General features: G+C 69.1%; 20 protein-coding genes. 11 read left to right on the forward strand and 9 right to left on the reverse strand.

Annotated elements, in window-relative coordinates:
* Nucleotides 1–3: 3 nt before the first annotated feature.
* Nucleotides 4–708 carry an IclR family transcriptional regulator gene (locus FB391_RS03420; RefSeq protein ID WP_141892871.1) on the reverse strand — a complete coding sequence of 235 codons (705 nt, stop codon included), beginning with the start codon at nucleotides 706–708 and terminating at the stop codon, nucleotides 4–6.
* Nucleotides 709–840: 132 nt separating this feature from the next.
* Here FB391_RS03420 and FB391_RS03425 point away from each other — a divergent pair, with 132 nt between their 5' ends.
* The 5 genes from FB391_RS03425 (at nucleotide 841) to FB391_RS03445 (ending at nucleotide 6,970) form a co-directional block, all read left to right on the forward strand.
* The gene (locus tag FB391_RS03425) at nucleotides 841–2,751 is read left to right on the forward strand and encodes an FAD-binding monooxygenase (RefSeq protein ID WP_141892872.1); all 1,911 of its coding nucleotides are present in this window, start codon (nucleotides 841–843) and stop codon (nucleotides 2,749–2,751) included.
* 121 nt (nucleotides 2,752–2,872) lie between these two features.
* Complete coding sequence (locus FB391_RS03430) at nucleotides 2,873–4,342, forward strand: NAD-dependent succinate-semialdehyde dehydrogenase (protein WP_141892873.1); 1,470 nt, start codon at nucleotides 2,873–2,875, stop codon at nucleotides 4,340–4,342.
* 121 nt (nucleotides 4,343–4,463) lie between these two features.
* Nucleotides 4,464–5,060, forward strand: coding sequence for a class I SAM-dependent methyltransferase (locus FB391_RS03435; protein ID WP_141892874.1), 597 nt, complete (start codon nucleotides 4,464–4,466; stop codon nucleotides 5,058–5,060).
* 226 nt (nucleotides 5,061–5,286) lie between these two features.
* Entirely contained in the window at nucleotides 5,287–5,757 is a 471-nt protein-coding gene (locus FB391_RS03440) for a DUF1294 domain-containing protein (RefSeq protein ID WP_246093338.1), read from the forward strand.
* 151 nt (nucleotides 5,758–5,908) lie between these two features.
* On the forward strand, nucleotides 5,909–6,970 hold the full coding sequence (locus tag FB391_RS03445) for a hypothetical protein (RefSeq protein ID WP_141892875.1): 1,062 nt from the start codon (nucleotides 5,909–5,911) through the stop codon (nucleotides 6,968–6,970).
* Between the two features lie 129 nt (nucleotides 6,971–7,099).
* Here the strand turns inward: FB391_RS03445 and FB391_RS03450 are convergent, their stop codons facing one another.
* Nucleotides 7,100–7,537, reverse strand: coding sequence for a DUF1622 domain-containing protein (locus FB391_RS03450; protein ID WP_141892876.1), 438 nt, complete (start codon nucleotides 7,535–7,537; stop codon nucleotides 7,100–7,102).
* Nucleotides 7,538–7,752: 215 nt separating this feature from the next.
* On the opposite strand from FB391_RS03450, the gene FB391_RS03455 reads away from it, so the two are divergent.
* On the forward strand, nucleotides 7,753–8,055 hold the full coding sequence (locus tag FB391_RS03455) for a hypothetical protein (protein WP_141892877.1): 303 nt from the start codon (nucleotides 7,753–7,755) through the stop codon (nucleotides 8,053–8,055).
* 15 nt (nucleotides 8,056–8,070) lie between these two features.
* Here the strand turns inward: FB391_RS03455 and FB391_RS03460 are convergent, their stop codons facing one another.
* From FB391_RS03460 to FB391_RS03475, 4 genes are all read right to left on the reverse strand, one after another.
* Complete coding sequence (locus tag FB391_RS03460) at nucleotides 8,071–8,352, reverse strand: winged helix-turn-helix transcriptional regulator (RefSeq protein WP_141892878.1); 282 nt, start codon at nucleotides 8,350–8,352, stop codon at nucleotides 8,071–8,073.
* Nucleotides 8,349–8,753: a VOC family protein gene (locus FB391_RS03465; protein WP_141892879.1), complete on the reverse strand. Its 405-nt coding sequence runs from the start codon at nucleotides 8,751–8,753 to the stop codon at nucleotides 8,349–8,351. The genes FB391_RS03460 and FB391_RS03465 overlap by 4 nt, the downstream gene beginning before the upstream one ends.
* 45 nt (nucleotides 8,754–8,798) lie before the next feature.
* Complete coding sequence (locus FB391_RS03470; protein ID WP_185842917.1) at nucleotides 8,799–9,221, reverse strand: hypothetical protein; 423 nt, start codon at nucleotides 9,219–9,221, stop codon at nucleotides 8,799–8,801.
* A 207-nt stretch (nucleotides 9,222–9,428) separates the two neighbouring features.
* Nucleotides 9,429–9,983, reverse strand: coding sequence for a DapH/DapD/GlmU-related protein (locus FB391_RS03475; protein ID WP_141892881.1), 555 nt, complete (start codon nucleotides 9,981–9,983; stop codon nucleotides 9,429–9,431).
* Nucleotides 9,984–10,062: 79 nt separating this feature from the next.
* On the opposite strand from FB391_RS03475, the gene FB391_RS19610 reads away from it, so the two are divergent.
* Nucleotides 10,063–10,203 carry a hypothetical protein gene (locus FB391_RS19610; protein WP_185842918.1) on the forward strand — a complete coding sequence of 47 codons (141 nt, stop codon included), beginning with the start codon at nucleotides 10,063–10,065 and terminating at the stop codon, nucleotides 10,201–10,203.
* 123 nt (nucleotides 10,204–10,326) lie between these two features.
* On the opposite strand, the gene FB391_RS03480 is transcribed toward FB391_RS19610, so the two are convergent.
* On the reverse strand, nucleotides 10,327–11,328 hold the full coding sequence (locus FB391_RS03480) for a helix-turn-helix transcriptional regulator (RefSeq protein WP_141892882.1): 1,002 nt from the start codon (nucleotides 11,326–11,328) through the stop codon (nucleotides 10,327–10,329).
* A gap of 62 nt (nucleotides 11,329–11,390) precedes the next feature.
* Between FB391_RS03480 and FB391_RS03485 the strand changes: the two genes are divergently transcribed.
* Entirely contained in the window at nucleotides 11,391–12,587 is a 1,197-nt protein-coding gene (locus FB391_RS03485) for an epoxide hydrolase family protein (protein WP_141892883.1), read from the forward strand.
* A gap of 71 nt (nucleotides 12,588–12,658) precedes the next feature.
* Here FB391_RS03485 and FB391_RS03490 read toward each other — a convergent pair whose 3' ends face one another.
* Nucleotides 12,659–13,075 carry a VOC family protein gene (locus tag FB391_RS03490; protein ID WP_141892884.1) on the reverse strand — a complete coding sequence of 139 codons (417 nt, stop codon included), beginning with the start codon at nucleotides 13,073–13,075 and terminating at the stop codon, nucleotides 12,659–12,661.
* 152 nt (nucleotides 13,076–13,227) lie between these two features.
* Here FB391_RS03490 and FB391_RS03495 point away from each other — a divergent pair, with 152 nt between their 5' ends.
* Nucleotides 13,228–14,064, forward strand: coding sequence for an alpha/beta fold hydrolase (locus tag FB391_RS03495; protein WP_141892885.1), 837 nt, complete (start codon nucleotides 13,228–13,230; stop codon nucleotides 14,062–14,064).
* A 137-nt stretch (nucleotides 14,065–14,201) separates the two neighbouring features.
* On the opposite strand, the gene FB391_RS03500 is transcribed toward FB391_RS03495, so the two are convergent.
* Complete coding sequence (locus FB391_RS03500) at nucleotides 14,202–14,567, reverse strand: DoxX family protein (RefSeq protein WP_141892886.1); 366 nt, start codon at nucleotides 14,565–14,567, stop codon at nucleotides 14,202–14,204.
* Nucleotides 14,568–14,679: 112 nt separating this feature from the next.
* On the opposite strand from FB391_RS03500, the gene FB391_RS03505 reads away from it, so the two are divergent.
* Nucleotides 14,680–15,108 (forward strand): winged helix-turn-helix transcriptional regulator, encoded by a 429-nt coding sequence (locus FB391_RS03505; RefSeq protein WP_185842919.1) that lies wholly within the window; start codon nucleotides 14,680–14,682, stop codon nucleotides 15,106–15,108.
* 54 nt (nucleotides 15,109–15,162) lie between these two features.
* Nucleotides 15,163–16,242, forward strand: a complete 1,080-nt coding sequence (locus FB391_RS03510) for a winged helix DNA-binding domain-containing protein (protein ID WP_185842920.1) — start codon at nucleotides 15,163–15,165, stop codon at nucleotides 16,240–16,242.

The following is a 16,242-nucleotide window of genomic DNA, read 5'->3' on the forward strand; positions in this document are numbered from 1 at the left end:
GCTTCAGCCGCCGAGCGCCTCGCGGATGGCGGCGGCAGAACGGCCCAGCCGCTCGGCGACGGCCGCGGGATCGGCGGGGCTCGACACATGCACGACGGCGATCGCCGCGGGCCGCTGGCTGCCGCGCAGCCGCAGCGGCACCGAGATCGCCTGCACGGTCGGGATGACCTCGTCGTGGCTGGTGGCGTAGCCGCGTTGCGCGCATTCGGCGATCTCGGCGCGCAGCCGGTCGTCGACCTCGACGGGCCACTCGGACGCGGGCAGCGTCGACAGGATCGCCTTGCTCGGCGCGCCGACCGTGATCGAGTGCCGGGCGCCCGGGCGCTGCGCCACCGTCGCGACCGCATGCCGCGGCTCGACGCTCGCGAGCGTGATGCACTCGTCGCGGTCGAGCACCGCCAGGAAGCAGGTCATGCCCAGTTCGTTCGCGATCGCGGTGAGCTCGGGCAGCGCCTCGGCCTGGAGGTCATGCGCGACCCCCGCGGCGAGGGCGGCGAGCCGGGCGCCGAGCTGGACGCCGCCGGCCGAGTCGCGTGCGACGACCCCGTGATCCTCGAGCGTGCGCAGCAGCCGGTACGCGACCGACCGGTGCACGTCGAGGCGTGACGCGAGCTCGTCGATGGTGAGCGGCTCGCGTGCGTCGGCGAGGACTTCGAGGATCCGGATGCCGCGGCTCAGGGTCTGCGAGGCGGGCGCGGTCGTGCTCACGGGACTCCTGCCTTGTCGGATCACCGACCGGTCGTATACGATCTGTTCAATAGTAGAACGGCGTGTTCGAATATAGAACACCCACCGCTCCCACACAACCTCCGACGAAGTCGTCGGGAAGGGATCAGGACGATGCAGTTCCATCACCACGGTTACGTCTCGGGCGACCCCCGCGTGCAGGATGCCGCCGGCACCGGCGTCGACCGGCCCGCCGAGCTCCCCGACCAGATGGATGTGCTCATCGTCGGCTCCGGCCCCGCCGGCATGCTCCTCGCGGCGCAGATGTCGCAGTTCCCGGGCGTCACGACCCGCATGATCGAGCGCCGCGACGGTCGTCTCGTCCTCGGTCAGGCCGACGGCATCCAACCGCGCAGCGTCGAGACCTTCCAGGCCTTCGGCTTCGCCGAGCGGATCATCGCCGAGGCGTACAACATCGGCTGGATGAACTTCTGGGGACCCGACCCCGCGAACCCCGAGAACATCGTGCGCACCGCGCGCACCGAGGACTACGCGTTCAAGATCAGCGAGTTCCCGCACCTCATCGTCAACCAGGCGCGCGTGCTCGACTACTTCGCCGAGGCGGCCGCGCACGGCCCTGGGCGGATCGTGCCGGACTACGGCATCGAGTTCGTCGGCCTCACAATCCACGACGAGGGCGAGTACCCCGTCGAGGTGCGCGTCCGCCCTTCGACAGGCTCAGGGGCCGGGGCGGGGGAGCGAGCCGGCGACGAGCGCACGATCCGCGCCAAGTACGTGGTCGGCTGCGACGGCGCGCGCAGCGGCGTGCGCGAGGCCATCGGCCGCAAGCACGTCGGCGGGATCTCGGCCCACGCGTGGGGGGTCATGGATGTGCTCGTCAACACCGATTTCCCGGACTGGCGCACCAAGTGCGCCATCAACGCCGAGGCCGGCAACATCCTCCATATACCGCGCGAAGGCGGGTACCTGAGCCGCATGTACATCGACCTCGGCGAGGTGGCTGACGACGACGACCACCGCGTGCGCCAGACGCCGATCGAAGAGGTCATCCGCAAGGCCAACGCGATCCTGCACCCCTACTCGATCGACGTGAAGCAGGTCGCGTGGCACAGCGTCTACGAGGTCGGGCACCGGGTGACCGACAAGTTCGACGATGTCGACGTGGATCAGGGTCACGCGCCGCGCGTGTTCCTCACCGGCGACGCGTGCCACACGCACTCGGCGAAGGCCGGTCAGGGCATGAACGTCTCGATGCAGGACGGCTTCAACCTGGGCTGGAAGCTCGGTCACGTCCTCTCCGGCCTCAGCCCGGCGTCGCTCCTGGAGACGTACTCGGCCGAGCGGCAGCCCGTCGCGCAGCAGCTCATCGACTTCGACCGCGAGTGGTCGTCGCTCATGGCGCGCAAGCCCGAAGAGATCTCGGATCCGCAGGAGCTCGCCACCTTCTACCTCGGCACCGCCGAGTTCCCGTCCGGTTTCATGACGCAGTACGGCCAGTCGATGATCGTGACGGATGCCGCCCACCAGGGCCTCGCGTCCGGCTTCCCGATCGGCAAGCGCTTCAAGTCCTCCGAAGTCGTGCGCGTGTGCGACGGCAACGCGGTGCACCTCGGCCATCACGCCAAGGCCGACGGCCGGTGGCGGATCTACGCCTTCGCCGACCGGGCGGCGCCGGGCGCGGCATCCACTCTCTCGGACTGGGCACGGTACATGGCATCGGACGCCTCGCCGGTGACGCGGTTCACGCCGGCCGGGGCCGATGTCGACGCCGTGTTCGACGTGAAGGTCATCTACCAGCAGGCGCACGAGGACGTCGACATCATGGCGGTGCCGAAGCTCTTCCTGCCCGAGACCGGCCCGCTCGGCCTCATCGACTGGGAGAAGGTGTACGCGGCGGCGCCGAGCGCGTGGACGTCGACCGACATCTTCGAGGAGCGCGGGCTGTCCCGCGACGGCGTCGTGGTCGTCGTGCGCCCCGACCAGTACGTCGCCGCGGTGCTGCCGCTGACGGCGACCGACGAGCTCACCGCGTTCTTCGCGACGGCCTTGCTGCCGCAGCGCTGACGCCGTACGTTGCGGCGATAACGAGGCCGCCTCTGTACGCACCGTATATGTGCTCAGGCCTGTCGGCACGACAAGAATGGCCCCAGGCATCCACTACTCACCCGCAGACGAGGGAGTCCACATGACCGAGAATCGTGAGACCGAGCTGCTGGCGTCCGTCCCCGACGGGCTGTTCATCGGCGGCCAGTGGCGGGCGGCGTCCGGCGACAAGACGCTGAAGGTCTACGACCCGTCCAACGGCGAGGTCGTGAAAGAGATCGCGAACGCCTCGCCCGAGGACGGCAAGGCCGCTCTCGACGCCGCCGTCGAGGCGTTCCCGGCGTGGGCGGCCACGCCGGCGCGCGAGCGTGCCGAGATCCTGCGCGGGGCGTTCGACCTGCTGCAGGAGCGAAAGGAGGAATTCGCGCTCCTGATGACCGTCGAGATGGGCAAGCCGCTCGCCGAGGCGCGCGGCGAGGTCGCGTACGGCGGCGAGTTCCTGCGCTGGTTCAGCGAAGAGACCTCGCGCATCCAGGGCCGCTACGGGGCGAACCCCGAGGGCACCGGCCGCATGATCGTGTCGCAGCATCCGGTGGGTCCGTGCTTCCTCATCACGCCGTGGAACTTCCCGCTCGCGATGGCGACCCGCAAGATCGCGCCGGCGCTGGCCGCCGGCTGCACCGTCGTCATCAAGCCGGCCGAGCTGACGCCGCTCACGACGCTGTACTTCGCGAAGCTGCTCGAAGACGCGGGCCTGCCGGCAGGTGTGGTCAATGTGTTCACCACGTCGACGTCGGGCGCCGTGTCGGAGCCCATCATCCGCGACCCGCGTCTGCGCAAGCTGTCGTTCACGGGATCGACGCAGGTCGGCCAGCGTCTGCTCGAGCAGGCGTCGCAGGGCGTGCTGCGCACTTCGATGGAGCTCGGCGGCAACGCTCCGTTCGTGGTGTTCGACGACGCCGACCTCGACAAGGCGGTCGACGGCGCGATCGCGGCGAAGTTCCGCAACATCGGCCAGGCGTGCACGGCCGCGAACCGGTTCATCGTGCACCGCTCGGTCGCCGACGAGTTCGCCCGCCGCGTCACCGAGCGCGTCAACGGCTTCACCATCGGCCGCGGCACCGAGGACGGCGTCACCATCGGCCCGCTCATCGACGACCGCGCGGTCGCGAAGGCCGCCCAGCTGGTTCAGGATGCCGTCACGCGCGGCGCGTCCGTCGCCACCGGCGGCAACGCGATCGACGGGCCGGGCACGTTCTACGAGCCGACCGTCGTCACCGACGTGCAGCCGGGCTCCGAGATCCTGCGTGAGGAGATCTTCGGCCCGGTGCTCGCGATCGTGCCGTTCGACACCGAGGACGAAGCCGTGCGTCTGGCCAACGACACCGAATACGGACTGGTCTCGTACGTCTTCACCGAGAACCTCGCCCGCGGCCAGCGCATGATCGAGCGTCTGGAGACCGGCATGATGGGCCTCAACATGGGGGTCGTCTCCAACGCCGCCGCCCCGTTCGGCGGCTGGAAGATGTCGGGCCTCGGCCGCGAGGGCGGTGCCGAGGGCATCCACGAGTACCTGCAGACCAAGTACACGCTGACGCCCAACCCGTTCTGACCCGGGGAGTGAGATGAGCGGATGCCGCGGCGACGGGGTGTCCGCTCATTTTGCTGGTCAGAGTTGCGGCGATTCACGGGTGGGTCGGGATGGGCGGAGGCTGTCTGGAAGAGGTGAGCAGATGAGCGACGACACGAGATCTCTGTGGGATGCGGAGGCCGAAGCCTTCGATGATGCCGCCGACCATGGGCTCCGCGATCCTGACGTCCGGCGAGCATGGGCCGACCTGCTGCTCCCGCTCATCGAGGGTCGCAGGCTCCGCGTGGCTGACCTGGGGTGCGGGACCGGCACGTTGTCGGTCCTCCTCGCAAGCGAGGGAGGGCACCTGGTCTCGGGAGTCGACTTCTCGCCCGAGATGATCCGCCGCGCACGCCACAAGGCCGGCGCCACGACACCGAGGCCCACCTTCACCGTTGCTGACGCATCCGATCCTCCACTTCCCCGAGGATCGTTCGACGTCGTGCTGTCCCGTCACGTCCTGTGGGCGCTGCCGGATCCGGCCGCAGCGCTCGACCGGTGGATCGAACTGCTCGCGCCGGCCGGCCTGCTCATCCTCATCGAGGGACGGTGGCACACCGGGGTCGGGCTGACCGCCGACGAGAGCCTCCGCCTCGTCAGCGAGCGACGAGAAGACGTGCAGCTGCGCATGCTCGACGACCCTGCGTACTGGGGCGGGGCTATCACCGACGAGAGATACCTGATCGTCAGCCGCGGCTGATTGCGCGAAGCCCTGCGCCGATACCGCGAGCCTTGGCTTGAGATTCCGCGGTAGCGGGAGCTTCCAGACGCCGCGCCCACCTCAGGGGACACGGCGGTCGCCGAAGCAATGCGGATGCCCCGCAAGGCTGGACGATTCGACGGTGCCGCCACCACGTGCCGAGGCGGCACCGGGGCGTGCAGCGGGTGTGAGTCGTGAGTCGACCGGTCTCCCTAGAATCGAGCACGTGACCACCGGCTCAAGCAGATCGACACGTCTGGACGTCGGCGATCATCGTTCCCGTGACATGTCGAAGCCGCTTCCTTCGGCGCTGAGCTGGACAGTTCTGTGCGGTTTCGCGGTCGCGTTCCCGGTCGCCTACGTCGCGGCCGACCTTCCACTGTGGATCCCTGCGCTCTACCTCGCGATGAGCATCGGGGGCTTCGCCGCCTACGGTGTCGATAAGTCGGCGGCGAAGGCAGGTCGTGGGCGCGTTTCGGAGCAGACGCTTCTCACCGTCGGCCTCCTCGGCGGCTGGCCGGGAGCGCTCATCGCACAGCAGGTGTTCCGGCATAAGACGCGCAAGCGCTCCTTCCGGCGCATGTTCTGGTTCACGATCCTCATCAACGTCGCCGTGCTGTCCGGGCTCGTCTACGTCGCCGTGACTGAGCCCGGGGTACTCGACCTTCCGTTCCTCACTTCATTCGGAGTGACCTGACTGATGCCGATGAGCGAACCGCAGCAGGAGTTGACCGATAGCGCCGCCGGCCCGCGTGCCGTCGCACGCTGCCGGCACGTGAGATGCTGCCCGCCGGCTGCGGGCGGTCGACTTCTGAGTACGTGTCGCTCGGGTCTGGGATTCTGTTCCCATGAGCGGTGATCGTGATCGGTGGGTGCAGGTGCAAGCCGGCGAGGTCCGGATCGCGATCAGCGGGGATCACCCCGTCGGCCTCGTACGAGGACCAGGCACAGAAGTCGTTGTCTCCTGGCCGGACCTCGACGTGGGTTCCCGCGCAACGTCGATCACGGTCCTCGCTGCTCCCACCGGAGCGTGGGTGTTCTATCGTCCGGACGAGTCCGAGGATCCCGCACTCCCAGACGGCAAACCTGCTGCCGTTCACATCGCGACCGATGGTCAGATCACGCGCTTCACCGAAGTGCGTGGGCATCAGCCACTGGGTGTGACACGCCATGGCCTGTGGGTAACCGCCGACGCCTTCCCGAAACTTGACGACCCGTCGGCATGGCAACAACCGCGTCACGCGGAGGTGCTTATCCCGGGTGGCTCGAGCCGGATCATCACCACCGACCGCCGGATTGCTTTCGTGATGGAAACGGACACGTCACCGCGTCTGATCCTCTACTCCGGCGCGCCCGCCGCAACAACCGCGAGGCTAGGTGGCACGACGTATTCCTACCGGTACGCGTCGGTCGCGCTCGGCGACGAGTTGCCCGCCGAGATAAACATCGCGGACGACAGGTTCGAGCTGTTCGATGAGCAGGAACTGTTGCGCGCGATGGGGAACGTCGCGCCACGTCCCCTCGACGTTGCTCCCATTGAGTCGCCGATCCCGTGGAGCCTCATCCATCTCTCCACTGCGGAACAGAACGCCGCCGTCGCGTCGACGCTCCGAGAGTTCGATCACCTCGCGAGTTACTGGCACGGACAGGACGGCCGCACATCTCCGCTTTCGCGAGGCTTGGGGGATCCCCGCGTTGAGCCGGTCGGTGAGTGGCCGCACACGCGGGTGGAAGTGTCTTTCACCCACCCGCACTTTCCTGGCGGGCGGCTTCGACGCACTCTCCGCGTCTTCGACGAGGCCGGGCGCGTACGACCCTCGATGTACGCTTCGATTCACCTCATGGAGGACCTCGACACCAGTGCCCTTCCCGACCCGGCCAACGCTCACAACGGCGTCCTCGACATCTAGCACCAGGAGCGGTCGCTGAGCGCCTCCGGTGCGAGCTGAGGGACCGATCAGGTGCGATTCATCACCGGCACCACCTCGGGCTGAGGCCCGATCGGGAAGGACGCCCGCCTGACGGGCGAAGGGCGGGGACTACTCAGCGCGCTCTGCAGGGGATGCCGCTGCACGGGCCGAGGCGGCGCGATCGTTCGCCGCTGCCTGACCGAGCAGCTGACCGCCGCTTGTCAGGAGCGCACGACGCCACGGCGCGACCCCGTCGATCTCGATCTGGATGGAGATCGACAGGATCGTCCGGATGATCACGATGATCCCGAGGATCAGCGCATCCTCGAGCGACGGCTTGGAGGTGATCGTCCGCACGAGATCCGCGGCGACGAGGACCTCGAGTCCCAGCAGGATCGCCGCGCCGAGCGTCGTGCGCAGGGCGGCGTAGGCGGCGTGGCCTCCCTCGCCGCGCAGGAGGGAGCGGATGCCGAGCACGACCGCGAAGAGGAATCCGGCGACCATGACGACGGCACCGATCACCTCGAACCCGATGGCGACAGCGCTGAACACCGACTCGAAATCCACGCGCTCAGCGTAGGGGGCCAGCCCGCCCGTGGCTAGGCAACGCGCATATCGGGCTGCGCGAGGCGCTCGGGCTGCCTTGACGCCGTCCTGCCGACGCGTGCTGCGCGCAGGCCTGAGCAGTATGTCGGGTCCCAGGGGGTGCGCCGGCGTGTCAACCCCCTACGCATCCGCAGTGAGGAACTCGGATGCTGGTGGGCAAAGCCAGGAGGTGCGAAATGACGAACCAGCAGCCGTCTTCCTTCGAGTCCGGAGCGGATGACGAAGGCTACGAAGGTCCCGATGTCGAGATGCCCGTCGGCGACAAGTCGGGGCTCGGCGACACCGCCGACGACCTCAACGACAGCGCCGACTCGTACGTGAGCCCTGCACGCAACGCGTCCCAGGATTCGGGGGAGCCGAAGAGCGACGGGCTCGGCCAGGACGGCACGATCCCCGATGAACCCGATGGCGTGGCCGCCGGCTACACCGGCGAGCCGTCGACGTTCGAGCCGGAAGAAGACGGCCAGGCCGACCGCTGAAAAGCGCCGAGCCGCCTAGGTGTGCTCGGCGCCCCACCGTTGCAGGGCGGCGATCGCGTCGCGCAGAGCGAGCCCGCGATCGGTGAGCGCGTACGCGCGGGTGTTGTGCCGCAGGGGCAGGCGGTGCAGGACCCCGGCCGCTTCGAGTTCGCGCAGGCGGGTCGCCAGCATGTTCGTGCCGGCGCCCAGGTCGCGCTGCAGGTCGCCGTAGCGCTGCGGGCCTTCGAGCAGCCGCTCCACGATGAGGAGCGCCCAGCGCGCTCCGACGACGTCGAGGGCCGCGGCGAGGTCGCTCACGCCGTCGGTTCGGTGTCCGGCTTCATCCAGAACGGCGAGTAGTGGTAGCCATCGGGGTCGTCGAACTGCCGCTGGTACATGAAGGGGTAGTCGTCGGTGTCTCCGATTCGGCCACCCGCGGCGCCGGCGCGCTCGACGAGTTCGTCGACCGCCTCGCGGCTGCCGAGGTCGAACGAGACCGTGACCTTCGACGGCGTATCGGGGCCGCCGATCAACGGCTCCACGCCGCCGACGCTCGCGTACATCTCTCGGCTGCCGAGCATGACGTACTGGTCGGGCGCGATCGCGAAGCACGACACGTTGTGATCCGACATCTCGGCGTTGAGTGACCAGCCGAGGGCGGAATAGAAGGCGGTCGCGCGTTCCACGCTGTCGACCGGGCAGGTGATGAAGAGGCTCATGAGGCTGATACTTCCAAAATGAAAGTGCGCCGTCAAGCCCTCCGGTCAGCCCTGGCCGGGCCCGCCCCAGTTGCCCTCGGGGCACTCGGAGTCCGCGGGCTTCACTCCGATCTCGGCACGGATCGCGACGCCTTCGGCGTTCTTCGTGATCGTGTACGCGATGCCTTCGAGCGAGTCGAACGCCGGAGCATTGCCGACCGTCGCCTCGTCGTAATCCGTGTCCTCGGGAATCGGCCCGGGGGTCGTGACCATGAGTCCACCGGTCGGGTTCTGCTTCAGCCAGTTGGCCACCTCGGCAACACTGCTGTCCTCGACTGTCCAGTACCCCGAGCGCTCGACCATCGGCTGGCACGGCCAGGCGTAGTAACTGAGGAAGTTCGCAGGCTTCGTCTCCGACGCCACCGCGCCCGGCGGGAGCACGGCGCCGTCGAGCCACGACTGGGCGGTGGCTTCGGCGTCAGCGTCCACGACCACATCGGCGGTCGGCGTGGGCGTCGCACTCTCGTCTGTCGCCGAACCCGCTCCAGCGCTGACCGCTCCTCCGTCGCGACCGGTGGTGGTGGCGCACCCCGCCAGCATCATCGTCAAGACCAAGCCCAGAACCACGCTTCGCTGCCGCCGCACGCATCTCACCATAGGGGACGAATTCCGTGGCGACACAGGGCATTCGATGTCTTACGGTGCGGCATCCAGATCACGGCGCTTGATGTACCCGGCACCGCTGACGACGCACTTCGGCGGAACGTCTTTGGCGACGACGGCACCCGCGGCGACGACCGAGCCGCTGCCGATCCGCACGCCCGGCGTGACGGTGACGTTGGCGCCGATCCAGACGTGGGACTCGATCACGATGGGTGCGATCGTGATGCCGTCGAAGCGCTCACCGGGCTGGACCGGATGCCCGGCGGTGCTGAGGGTGACGCCCGGCCCGATCATGGTGCGATCGCCGATGGTGATGCCGCCGATGTCGTAGAACGAGCAGTTCTGGTTCACGAACACGTGCTCGCCGAACTCCAGGTTGAGGCCATAGTCGCAGGGGAACGGCGGATACAGCGTCAGCGTGTCGGGCGCGGGCCGTCCGAAGATCTCGCTCAGGAGCGATGCCCGCCCGTCGAGGTCGCTGTGGCGCAGCACGTTGAGGCGGGAGGTCAGGTCCAGCACGAGCTGGGTCCGCTCGGCGACCTCTCGGGACTCAGGGGTGCGGCGTGGGATCAGACGTTCGTTCCTCATCGGTGCCCATGATGACAGCGTCGGGACCCGGTCGGCGGCATCCCGGCCGGCCGGTGTGTGGCGACCTTAGGCTGGGGGCGTGACCGACCCACGCGCAGACCCGCTGGCCTGCCCGACGTGCGGCGATCGGCTGACCTTCGAGATCCTCGACGACGAGCGATTCCTCGTCGCGTGGTCATGTGTGAACTGCGGGCTGGTGCGCACGACCGAGCCCATGTGAGCGCACCGCAGGAGCGAAATGGATGCCGGGGCCGAGGCATCCACTTCTCACGAGGACGTGACGCACCTGGAGGGGCTCGTAGTCCTGCTGCGCTCAGAAGTCGGTGCCGCGCGTCGTCGCCGATCAGGTGGCCGGGGCCCCGCCTGGATCGGCCGCAGCGAGGTAGCGCTGCCCGAGGGTGCGCAGGTGCGTCCTGAGTTCCGCGGGCTGGTCGACGGCGAAGTCGAGCCCGAGCATGCCGAGGTAGGCCGCGATGCGCTCGAGGCTGTCGGCCCCGGTGACCAGCGCCGAGGTCGACTCATCGAGCAGTTCCACGGTGCCCACGGTCGCGTCGATCCGAGCCAGCACCTCGGCGGCGGGGGCTTGGACGATGACGCGCGCGTGGGCACGCCAGCCGGCGCCCGCGACGCCGCGCAGCACCAGGGTCGAGGCATCCGTCGGCAGCGTCCGGGCGTCGAAGGGGCGGTAGGTGCGCGCGCCGAGCGCCATGCGGTCCACACGAAACGTGCGCCAGTCATCTCGGTCGAGGTCGTAGGCGACGAGATACCAGCGGCCGTTCCACGCGACCAGGCGGTAAGGCTCGACGCGACGCTTCTCTGACGCTCCCGGTGAGTGGCCCGTGTCGGCCTTGACGTAATCGAAGCGGCACCACTCGGATTCCTGGATCGCGGTCGCGAGCGCGGCGAGCACCTGGGGAGCGACAGGCGTCTCGCGGCGCGCACGCGCCGGCGTCTGCGGCGTCTCGGTCGCATCCCGCAGCGCCGCCACCTGCTGCCGGAGCCGCGACGGGATGACCTGCTCGAGCTTTGCGAGCGCGCGCGCCGCGCTCTCATCGATGCCCGCGATCAGCTGCGGCCCCAGCGTGGAGAGGCTGATCGCGATCGCGGTCGCCTCGTCGTCGTCGAGCAGCAGCGGCGGCATCCGCGCCCCCGCTTCGATGCGATAGCCGCCGTGGACGCCGCGGTCCGTGGCGACCGGATAGCCGAGCTCGCGCAGTCGATCGACGTCGGTGCGGATCGTGCGGTCCGACACGCCCAGACGTTCGGCGAGCTCGGGGCCGGTCCAGCTCGAGCGCGCCTGCATGAGTGACAGCAGGGCCAACAGGCGCACGGCGGTCGTGGACATTTCTCGAGCATGCCATGCGAAACAGGAAGCAACCTCTCCGGATTCGTTTCTACCGTCAGATCATGAGCGAAACCACCACACCGGTCCTGTCCACCACCGCCTTCGACGCCCTCGCAACGGAAGAGACGGATATCTCGATCCGCCCGTTCCGCGTAGAGGTCCCCGAGGCCGAGCTCGCCGATCTGCGGGCGCGGCTCGCGAACGCCCGCTTCGCGCCGCCGGCGCCCGGCGACGACTGGTCGTACGGTGCACCCACGTCCTGGGTGCAGCAGATGGCCGAGCAGTGGCGAGATGAATTCGACTGGCGCGCCGTCGAGTCGAAGATCAACACGTACCCGCAGTTCGTCACCGAGATCGACGGGCAGCGCATCCACTTCTTCCACGTCCGTTCGGCGGAGCCCGACGCTCTGCCGATCGTGCTCAGCCACGGCTGGCCCGGATCGTTCCTCGAGTACATCGACCTCATCGACCTTCTCGTCGACCCGGTCGCGCACGGCGGGCGGTCCGAACACGCGTTCCACGTGGTGATCCCCTCGGTGCCCGGGTACGGCTTCAGCTCACCGCTCACCTCGGGCGGATGGTCGTCGGCCAAGATCGCCGCCACCTGGGACACGCTCATGAAGCGCCTCGGGTACGAGCGGTACGGGGCGCATGGCGGCGACGGCGGCTCGCTCATCGGGCGCGAGCTCGGGCTGCTCGCGCCGCAGGGGCTCGTCGGAACGCACGTGCTGCAGCTCTTCTCGTTCCCCTCGGGCGACCCGGCGGAGTTCGAGCGCCTGACACCGAAGGATCACGAAGCGCTCGCGATCCTCGCGAACTTCCAGGCCCGTGCCGGGTTCTCGGCGATGCAGTCGACCCGGCCCCAGACGGTCGCGCACGCACTCGCCGACTCACCCGTCGGACTGCTCGCATGGAATGAGCTGATCGTCGGGTTCGGCGACGGAAACCTGCTCACGACCGAGCAGGTGCTCGCGAACGCCTCGGTCTACTGGTTCACGAACACCTCGGGATCGGCTGCCCGCCAGTACTTCGAGGACGCCCGTGTGGCGCAGCACGGTCAGCCGGCGCCGGTCAACCACACCCCGACGGGGGTCTCGGTGTTCGCGAACGACTTCCGCACGATCCGCGCGTTCGCCGAGCGCGACAACGACAACATCGTGTTCTGGGCGGAGCACGAGGTGGGCGGTCACTTCGCGGCGATGGAGGTGCCCGCGGCACTGTGCGGCGACCTCCGTGAGTTCTTCGCCGCCCTGCGCTGACGCTCGTTCCACGATGAGCGCCCGCCGGCCCGCCGGCCCGCAGACGGCGGACCGGCGGGCGCTCTTCGGGATCAGTCGTCGTGGAGCTCTTGGAAGAACGACAGGCCCACTAGCATCCCTTCCGGGCTGAGCAGTCGCGCGGTCGTCTGGCCCCACGGCTCGACGTGGGTCGACACGAGGATCTCGTGACCCGCCTCACGCAACTCGCGCTCGCCGTCGGCCACTGCGTCGGGCGATGCGAGCTCGAACTCTAGCCACGCCTGCGGCACCGGGAGGTGCGCCGGCCACTCGGCAGTGCCGAACGTCGACTGGGCGGCATCCGTCAACCGCCACAGGGCGAACGCCTTGACGCCGCCCAGCGAGTTCGTGTGCAGGTAGCCGGGCGGGGACTCGTGGAGGGGCAGCCCCAGATCATCTCGGTAGAAGGTCCGCGAGGCTGCGTCGTCGCGAACGATGGGGCCGAAGCCGGCTGCGAACCGTACGTCCATGCGCTCACCGTAGAGGAGGGTCACGACGCCTTTGCCCGGACGCGGAATATCCAGCAGCCCGCCGTCGCTACGTCGGGTGACTTCGCGACCACGCGGAGCGCTCACGACAGAACCCGGGCACCACCCGGCCGACACACAACCTGGAGCTCCTCATGCCTTTTGTGACCACCGATGACGGCACTGAGATTTACTACAAGGACTGGGGTCCCCGTGACGCCCAGCCCATCGTGTTCCACCACGGCTGGCCGCTCTCGTCGGACGACTGGGACGCCCAGATGCTCTACTTCCTGGGCAAGGGGTTCCGGGTCGTCGCCAGCGATCGCCGCGGACACGGCCGCTCGTCGCAGACCGCCGTCGGGCACGACATGGACCACTACGCGAGCGACGTGAGCGCGGTCGTCGAGCACCTCGACCTGCGCAACGCGATCCACGTCGGCCACTCGACCGGCGGCGGACAGGTCGCCCGCTACGTCGCGAAGTACGGCCAGCCCCAGGGCCGCGTCGCGAAGGCGGTCCTCGTCGCCGCGGTTCCGCCGCTCATGCTGAAGACCGAGAACAACCCCGAGGGCACGCCGCTGGAGGTCTTCGACGGCTTTCGCGCCGCGCTGGCCGCGAACCGCGCGGACTTCTTCCAGGCGGTCGCATCCGGCCCCTTCTACGGGTTCAACCGGCCGGGCGCGAACGTGTCGGAGCCCACCGTCGCGAACTGGTGGCGTCAGGGCATGATGGGCAGCGCACTGGCCCACTACGAAGGCATCAAGGCGTTCTCCGAGACGGATCAGACCGAGGACCTCAAGGCCATCACGGTGCCCGTCCTCGTCCTGCAGGGCGACGACGACCAGATCGTTCCCTACAAGGACGCCGCGCTCAAGCAGGCGGAGCTTCTCGCCGACGCCACGCTCAAGATCTACGAGGGCTACCCGCACGGCATGCTGACCACGCACGCAGAGGTCCTCAACCCCGACATCCTCGCGTTCATCCAGCAGTAACCCGCTGCAGGACGCAGAAGGCGGCGCGCTCGAGATCCTCGGGCGCGCCGCTTCCACGCGATGAGACGGACGTCACGCCTCGAGAGCGACGTGGATGCCGGGACCGCGGCATCCACTTCTCTCGGGGCGTGCGCGACTCAGAGCACCACGACGAAGCCGAGCACTGCACTCGCGATCGAGAGCGCGGCGAGCACGATCGACGGCGTCGCGTTCTCTCTGCGCCGGATGTGGACGGCGATCGCGCCGATCATGACGACCGCGAGGGCGGTCGCGGCGATGGGGGTGAGGATCGGGGCGATGCCGGTCAGCAGCGGCAGGATGAGGCCGATGCCGCCGACGACCTCGGCGATGCCGATGAGCTTGACGGTGGGGTCGGCGAAGTCGTCGGCCCAGCCCATGCCGGCGGCGACGAGCGAGGTCTTGGGGCGGGCGGCCTTCATCGAGCCGGCCATGATGAACGCGAGCGCCAGGAGTCCGTTGAGGATCCAGAGGGCGATGATCATGCAATTCTCCAGGTAGAGATCGTGTGGTCTGTTACTGTTTGTAAGCAACCTCATGATGCGTCATCTGCGGAAGGCGTACAAAAGGCACATGGATGTAAGCAGGTGACACGCGATGACGAGCACGCTGACGGTGTCTGCGGCGGGGGATCCCGCGCCGACCGGCTACGAGCGCTCCTGCGAGGGTGCGGGCCCGGGCAGCGATCACGGCCGTGCGATCCGCGACGTGCTCGACCGCATCGGCGACAAGTGGTCGCTGCTGGTGGTGGGCACGCTGCGCGGTGAGCGGCTGCGCTTCACCGAGCTGCAGCGGCACATCCCCGGCATCTCGCAGCGCATGCTCACCCTGACGCTGCGCCAGCTCGAGCGCGACGGGCTCATCACGCGCACGGTCCACGCCGAGGTGCCGCCGCGCGTGGAGTACGAGCTGACGCCGCTGGGCGGCACGCTCGTGCAGCTCGCGATGGCGCTCGCGGACTGGGCGATCCAGAACCATCCCCGCATCGAGGAGGCGCGGGCCGCGTACGACGCCGCCCACGCCTGACGCGGTGTCACGCGCCGCCTGCGCAGTGTCGGTCGTTCACGCCATGATGGGCGAGTGGATGCCACAACCATGCGCGCAGAGCGGCTCCGGTCGCATCGACTCAGCGCTCCGGCCCGCACGATCGCCGAGGCCGCACGGCACATGCTCGCCACGCAGGCCCAGGAGTTCTGGGGCGGACGCTGGGCCGTCGCGCAGCGCACGAGGGGAGCACCGTCACTGCGCGACGTCGACGCGGCGTTCGACCGCGGCGAGATCGTGCGGTCGTGGACGATGCGGGGCACCATCCATCTGATCCCCGCCGAGGACCTGCCGTGGGTGCTCTCGATCACCGCCGACCGCCAGCACCGCCAGATGGCGGCCGTACGGAGGGTGGAGTCGATCGACGACGCCGAGCTCGACCGCACCGAGACCGCCACCCGCGCCGCGCTCGCCGGCGGCAACCGGCTCACCCGCAAGGAGCTCGCCGAAGTGTGGGAGCTCGCCGGCGTCTCGACCGCCAAGCAGCGCGGCTACCACCTGCTCGTCGCGATGTCGCTGCGAGGCGTGGTGTGCCAGGGGCCGGTCGTGCCGCGCGCCGAGGGACCGACGCGCGAGCAGTACCTGGTCCTCACCGAGGAGTGGATCCGCGACCCCGTCACGCCGGCCGATCCGGCGGCCGAGCTGTTCGTGCGCTACATCGCCTCGCACGGTCCGGCGGGTGCCCGCGACTTCGCCTGGTGGACGGGGCTGCCGCTCGGGGTCTCACGGGCCGCGGCCGAAGCCGCGGGGGACCGGCTGGTGGTCGTCGCCGATGAACCCGAGCCGATGTACCTGGCGGCCGGCCCCGCGCCCCGGCGTGCGGCATCCGCCCCCGACGTCCTGGCGCTGCCGCCCTTCGAGGAGTACTACCTGTCGTACGTCGACCGCACGGTGCCGTGCGCGCCGGAGTTCCTGTCGGCGATCGGGCCCAGCATGAACGGCATCGTGCGTCCGATCATCGTCGCCCGCGGCGAAGCGGTCGGCGTCTGGACGCACTCCGTCGCCGTCGGCCGGCACGCCGACGACCCCATCCCCGAGCTGTTCGCAGCCGGGGCGGCGACCGACGCCGAGGTGGCGGCATCCCTCGATCGCTACCGGGCGTTCATCACCGGCTGA

Origin of the sequence: Microbacterium kyungheense (genome assembly GCF_006783905.1) — a bacterium.
In the GTDB taxonomy this organism is placed as follows: Bacteria; Actinomycetota; Actinomycetes; order Actinomycetales; family Microbacteriaceae; genus Microbacterium; species Microbacterium kyungheense.

What these genes read in the sequence shown, in the direction of transcription:
- FB391_RS03425 (WP_141892872.1), top strand. Translation starts at nt 841, where the DNA reads ATGCAGTTCCATCACCACGGTTACGTCTCGGGCGACCCCCGCGTGCAG.
- FB391_RS03430 (WP_141892873.1), top strand. Translation starts at nt 2,873, where the DNA reads ATGACCGAGAATCGTGAGACCGAGCTGCTGGCGTCCGTCCCCGACGGG.
- FB391_RS03435 (WP_141892874.1), top strand. Translation starts at nt 4,464, where the DNA reads ATGAGCGACGACACGAGATCTCTGTGGGATGCGGAGGCCGAAGCCTTC.
- FB391_RS03445 (WP_141892875.1), top strand. Translation starts at nt 5,909, where the DNA reads ATGAGCGGTGATCGTGATCGGTGGGTGCAGGTGCAAGCCGGCGAGGTC.
- FB391_RS03455 (WP_141892877.1), top strand. Translation starts at nt 7,753, where the DNA reads ATGACGAACCAGCAGCCGTCTTCCTTCGAGTCCGGAGCGGATGACGAA.
- FB391_RS03465 (WP_141892879.1), bottom strand. Translation starts at nt 8,753, where the DNA reads ATGAGCCTCTTCATCACCTGCCCGGTCGACAGCGTGGAACGCGCGACC.
- FB391_RS03475 (WP_141892881.1), bottom strand. Translation starts at nt 9,983, where the DNA reads ATGAGGAACGAACGTCTGATCCCACGCCGCACCCCTGAGTCCCGAGAG.
- FB391_RS03480 (WP_141892882.1), bottom strand. Translation starts at nt 11,328, where the DNA reads ATGTCCACGACCGCCGTGCGCCTGTTGGCCCTGCTGTCACTCATGCAG.
- FB391_RS03485 (WP_141892883.1), top strand. Translation starts at nt 11,391, where the DNA reads ATGAGCGAAACCACCACACCGGTCCTGTCCACCACCGCCTTCGACGCC.
- FB391_RS03490 (WP_141892884.1), bottom strand. Translation starts at nt 13,075, where the DNA reads ATGGACGTACGGTTCGCAGCCGGCTTCGGCCCCATCGTTCGCGACGAC.
- FB391_RS03495 (WP_141892885.1), top strand. Translation starts at nt 13,228, where the DNA reads ATGCCTTTTGTGACCACCGATGACGGCACTGAGATTTACTACAAGGAC.
- FB391_RS03500 (WP_141892886.1), bottom strand. Translation starts at nt 14,567, where the DNA reads ATGATCATCGCCCTCTGGATCCTCAACGGACTCCTGGCGCTCGCGTTC.
- FB391_RS03505 (WP_185842919.1), top strand. Translation starts at nt 14,680, where the DNA reads ATGACGAGCACGCTGACGGTGTCTGCGGCGGGGGATCCCGCGCCGACC.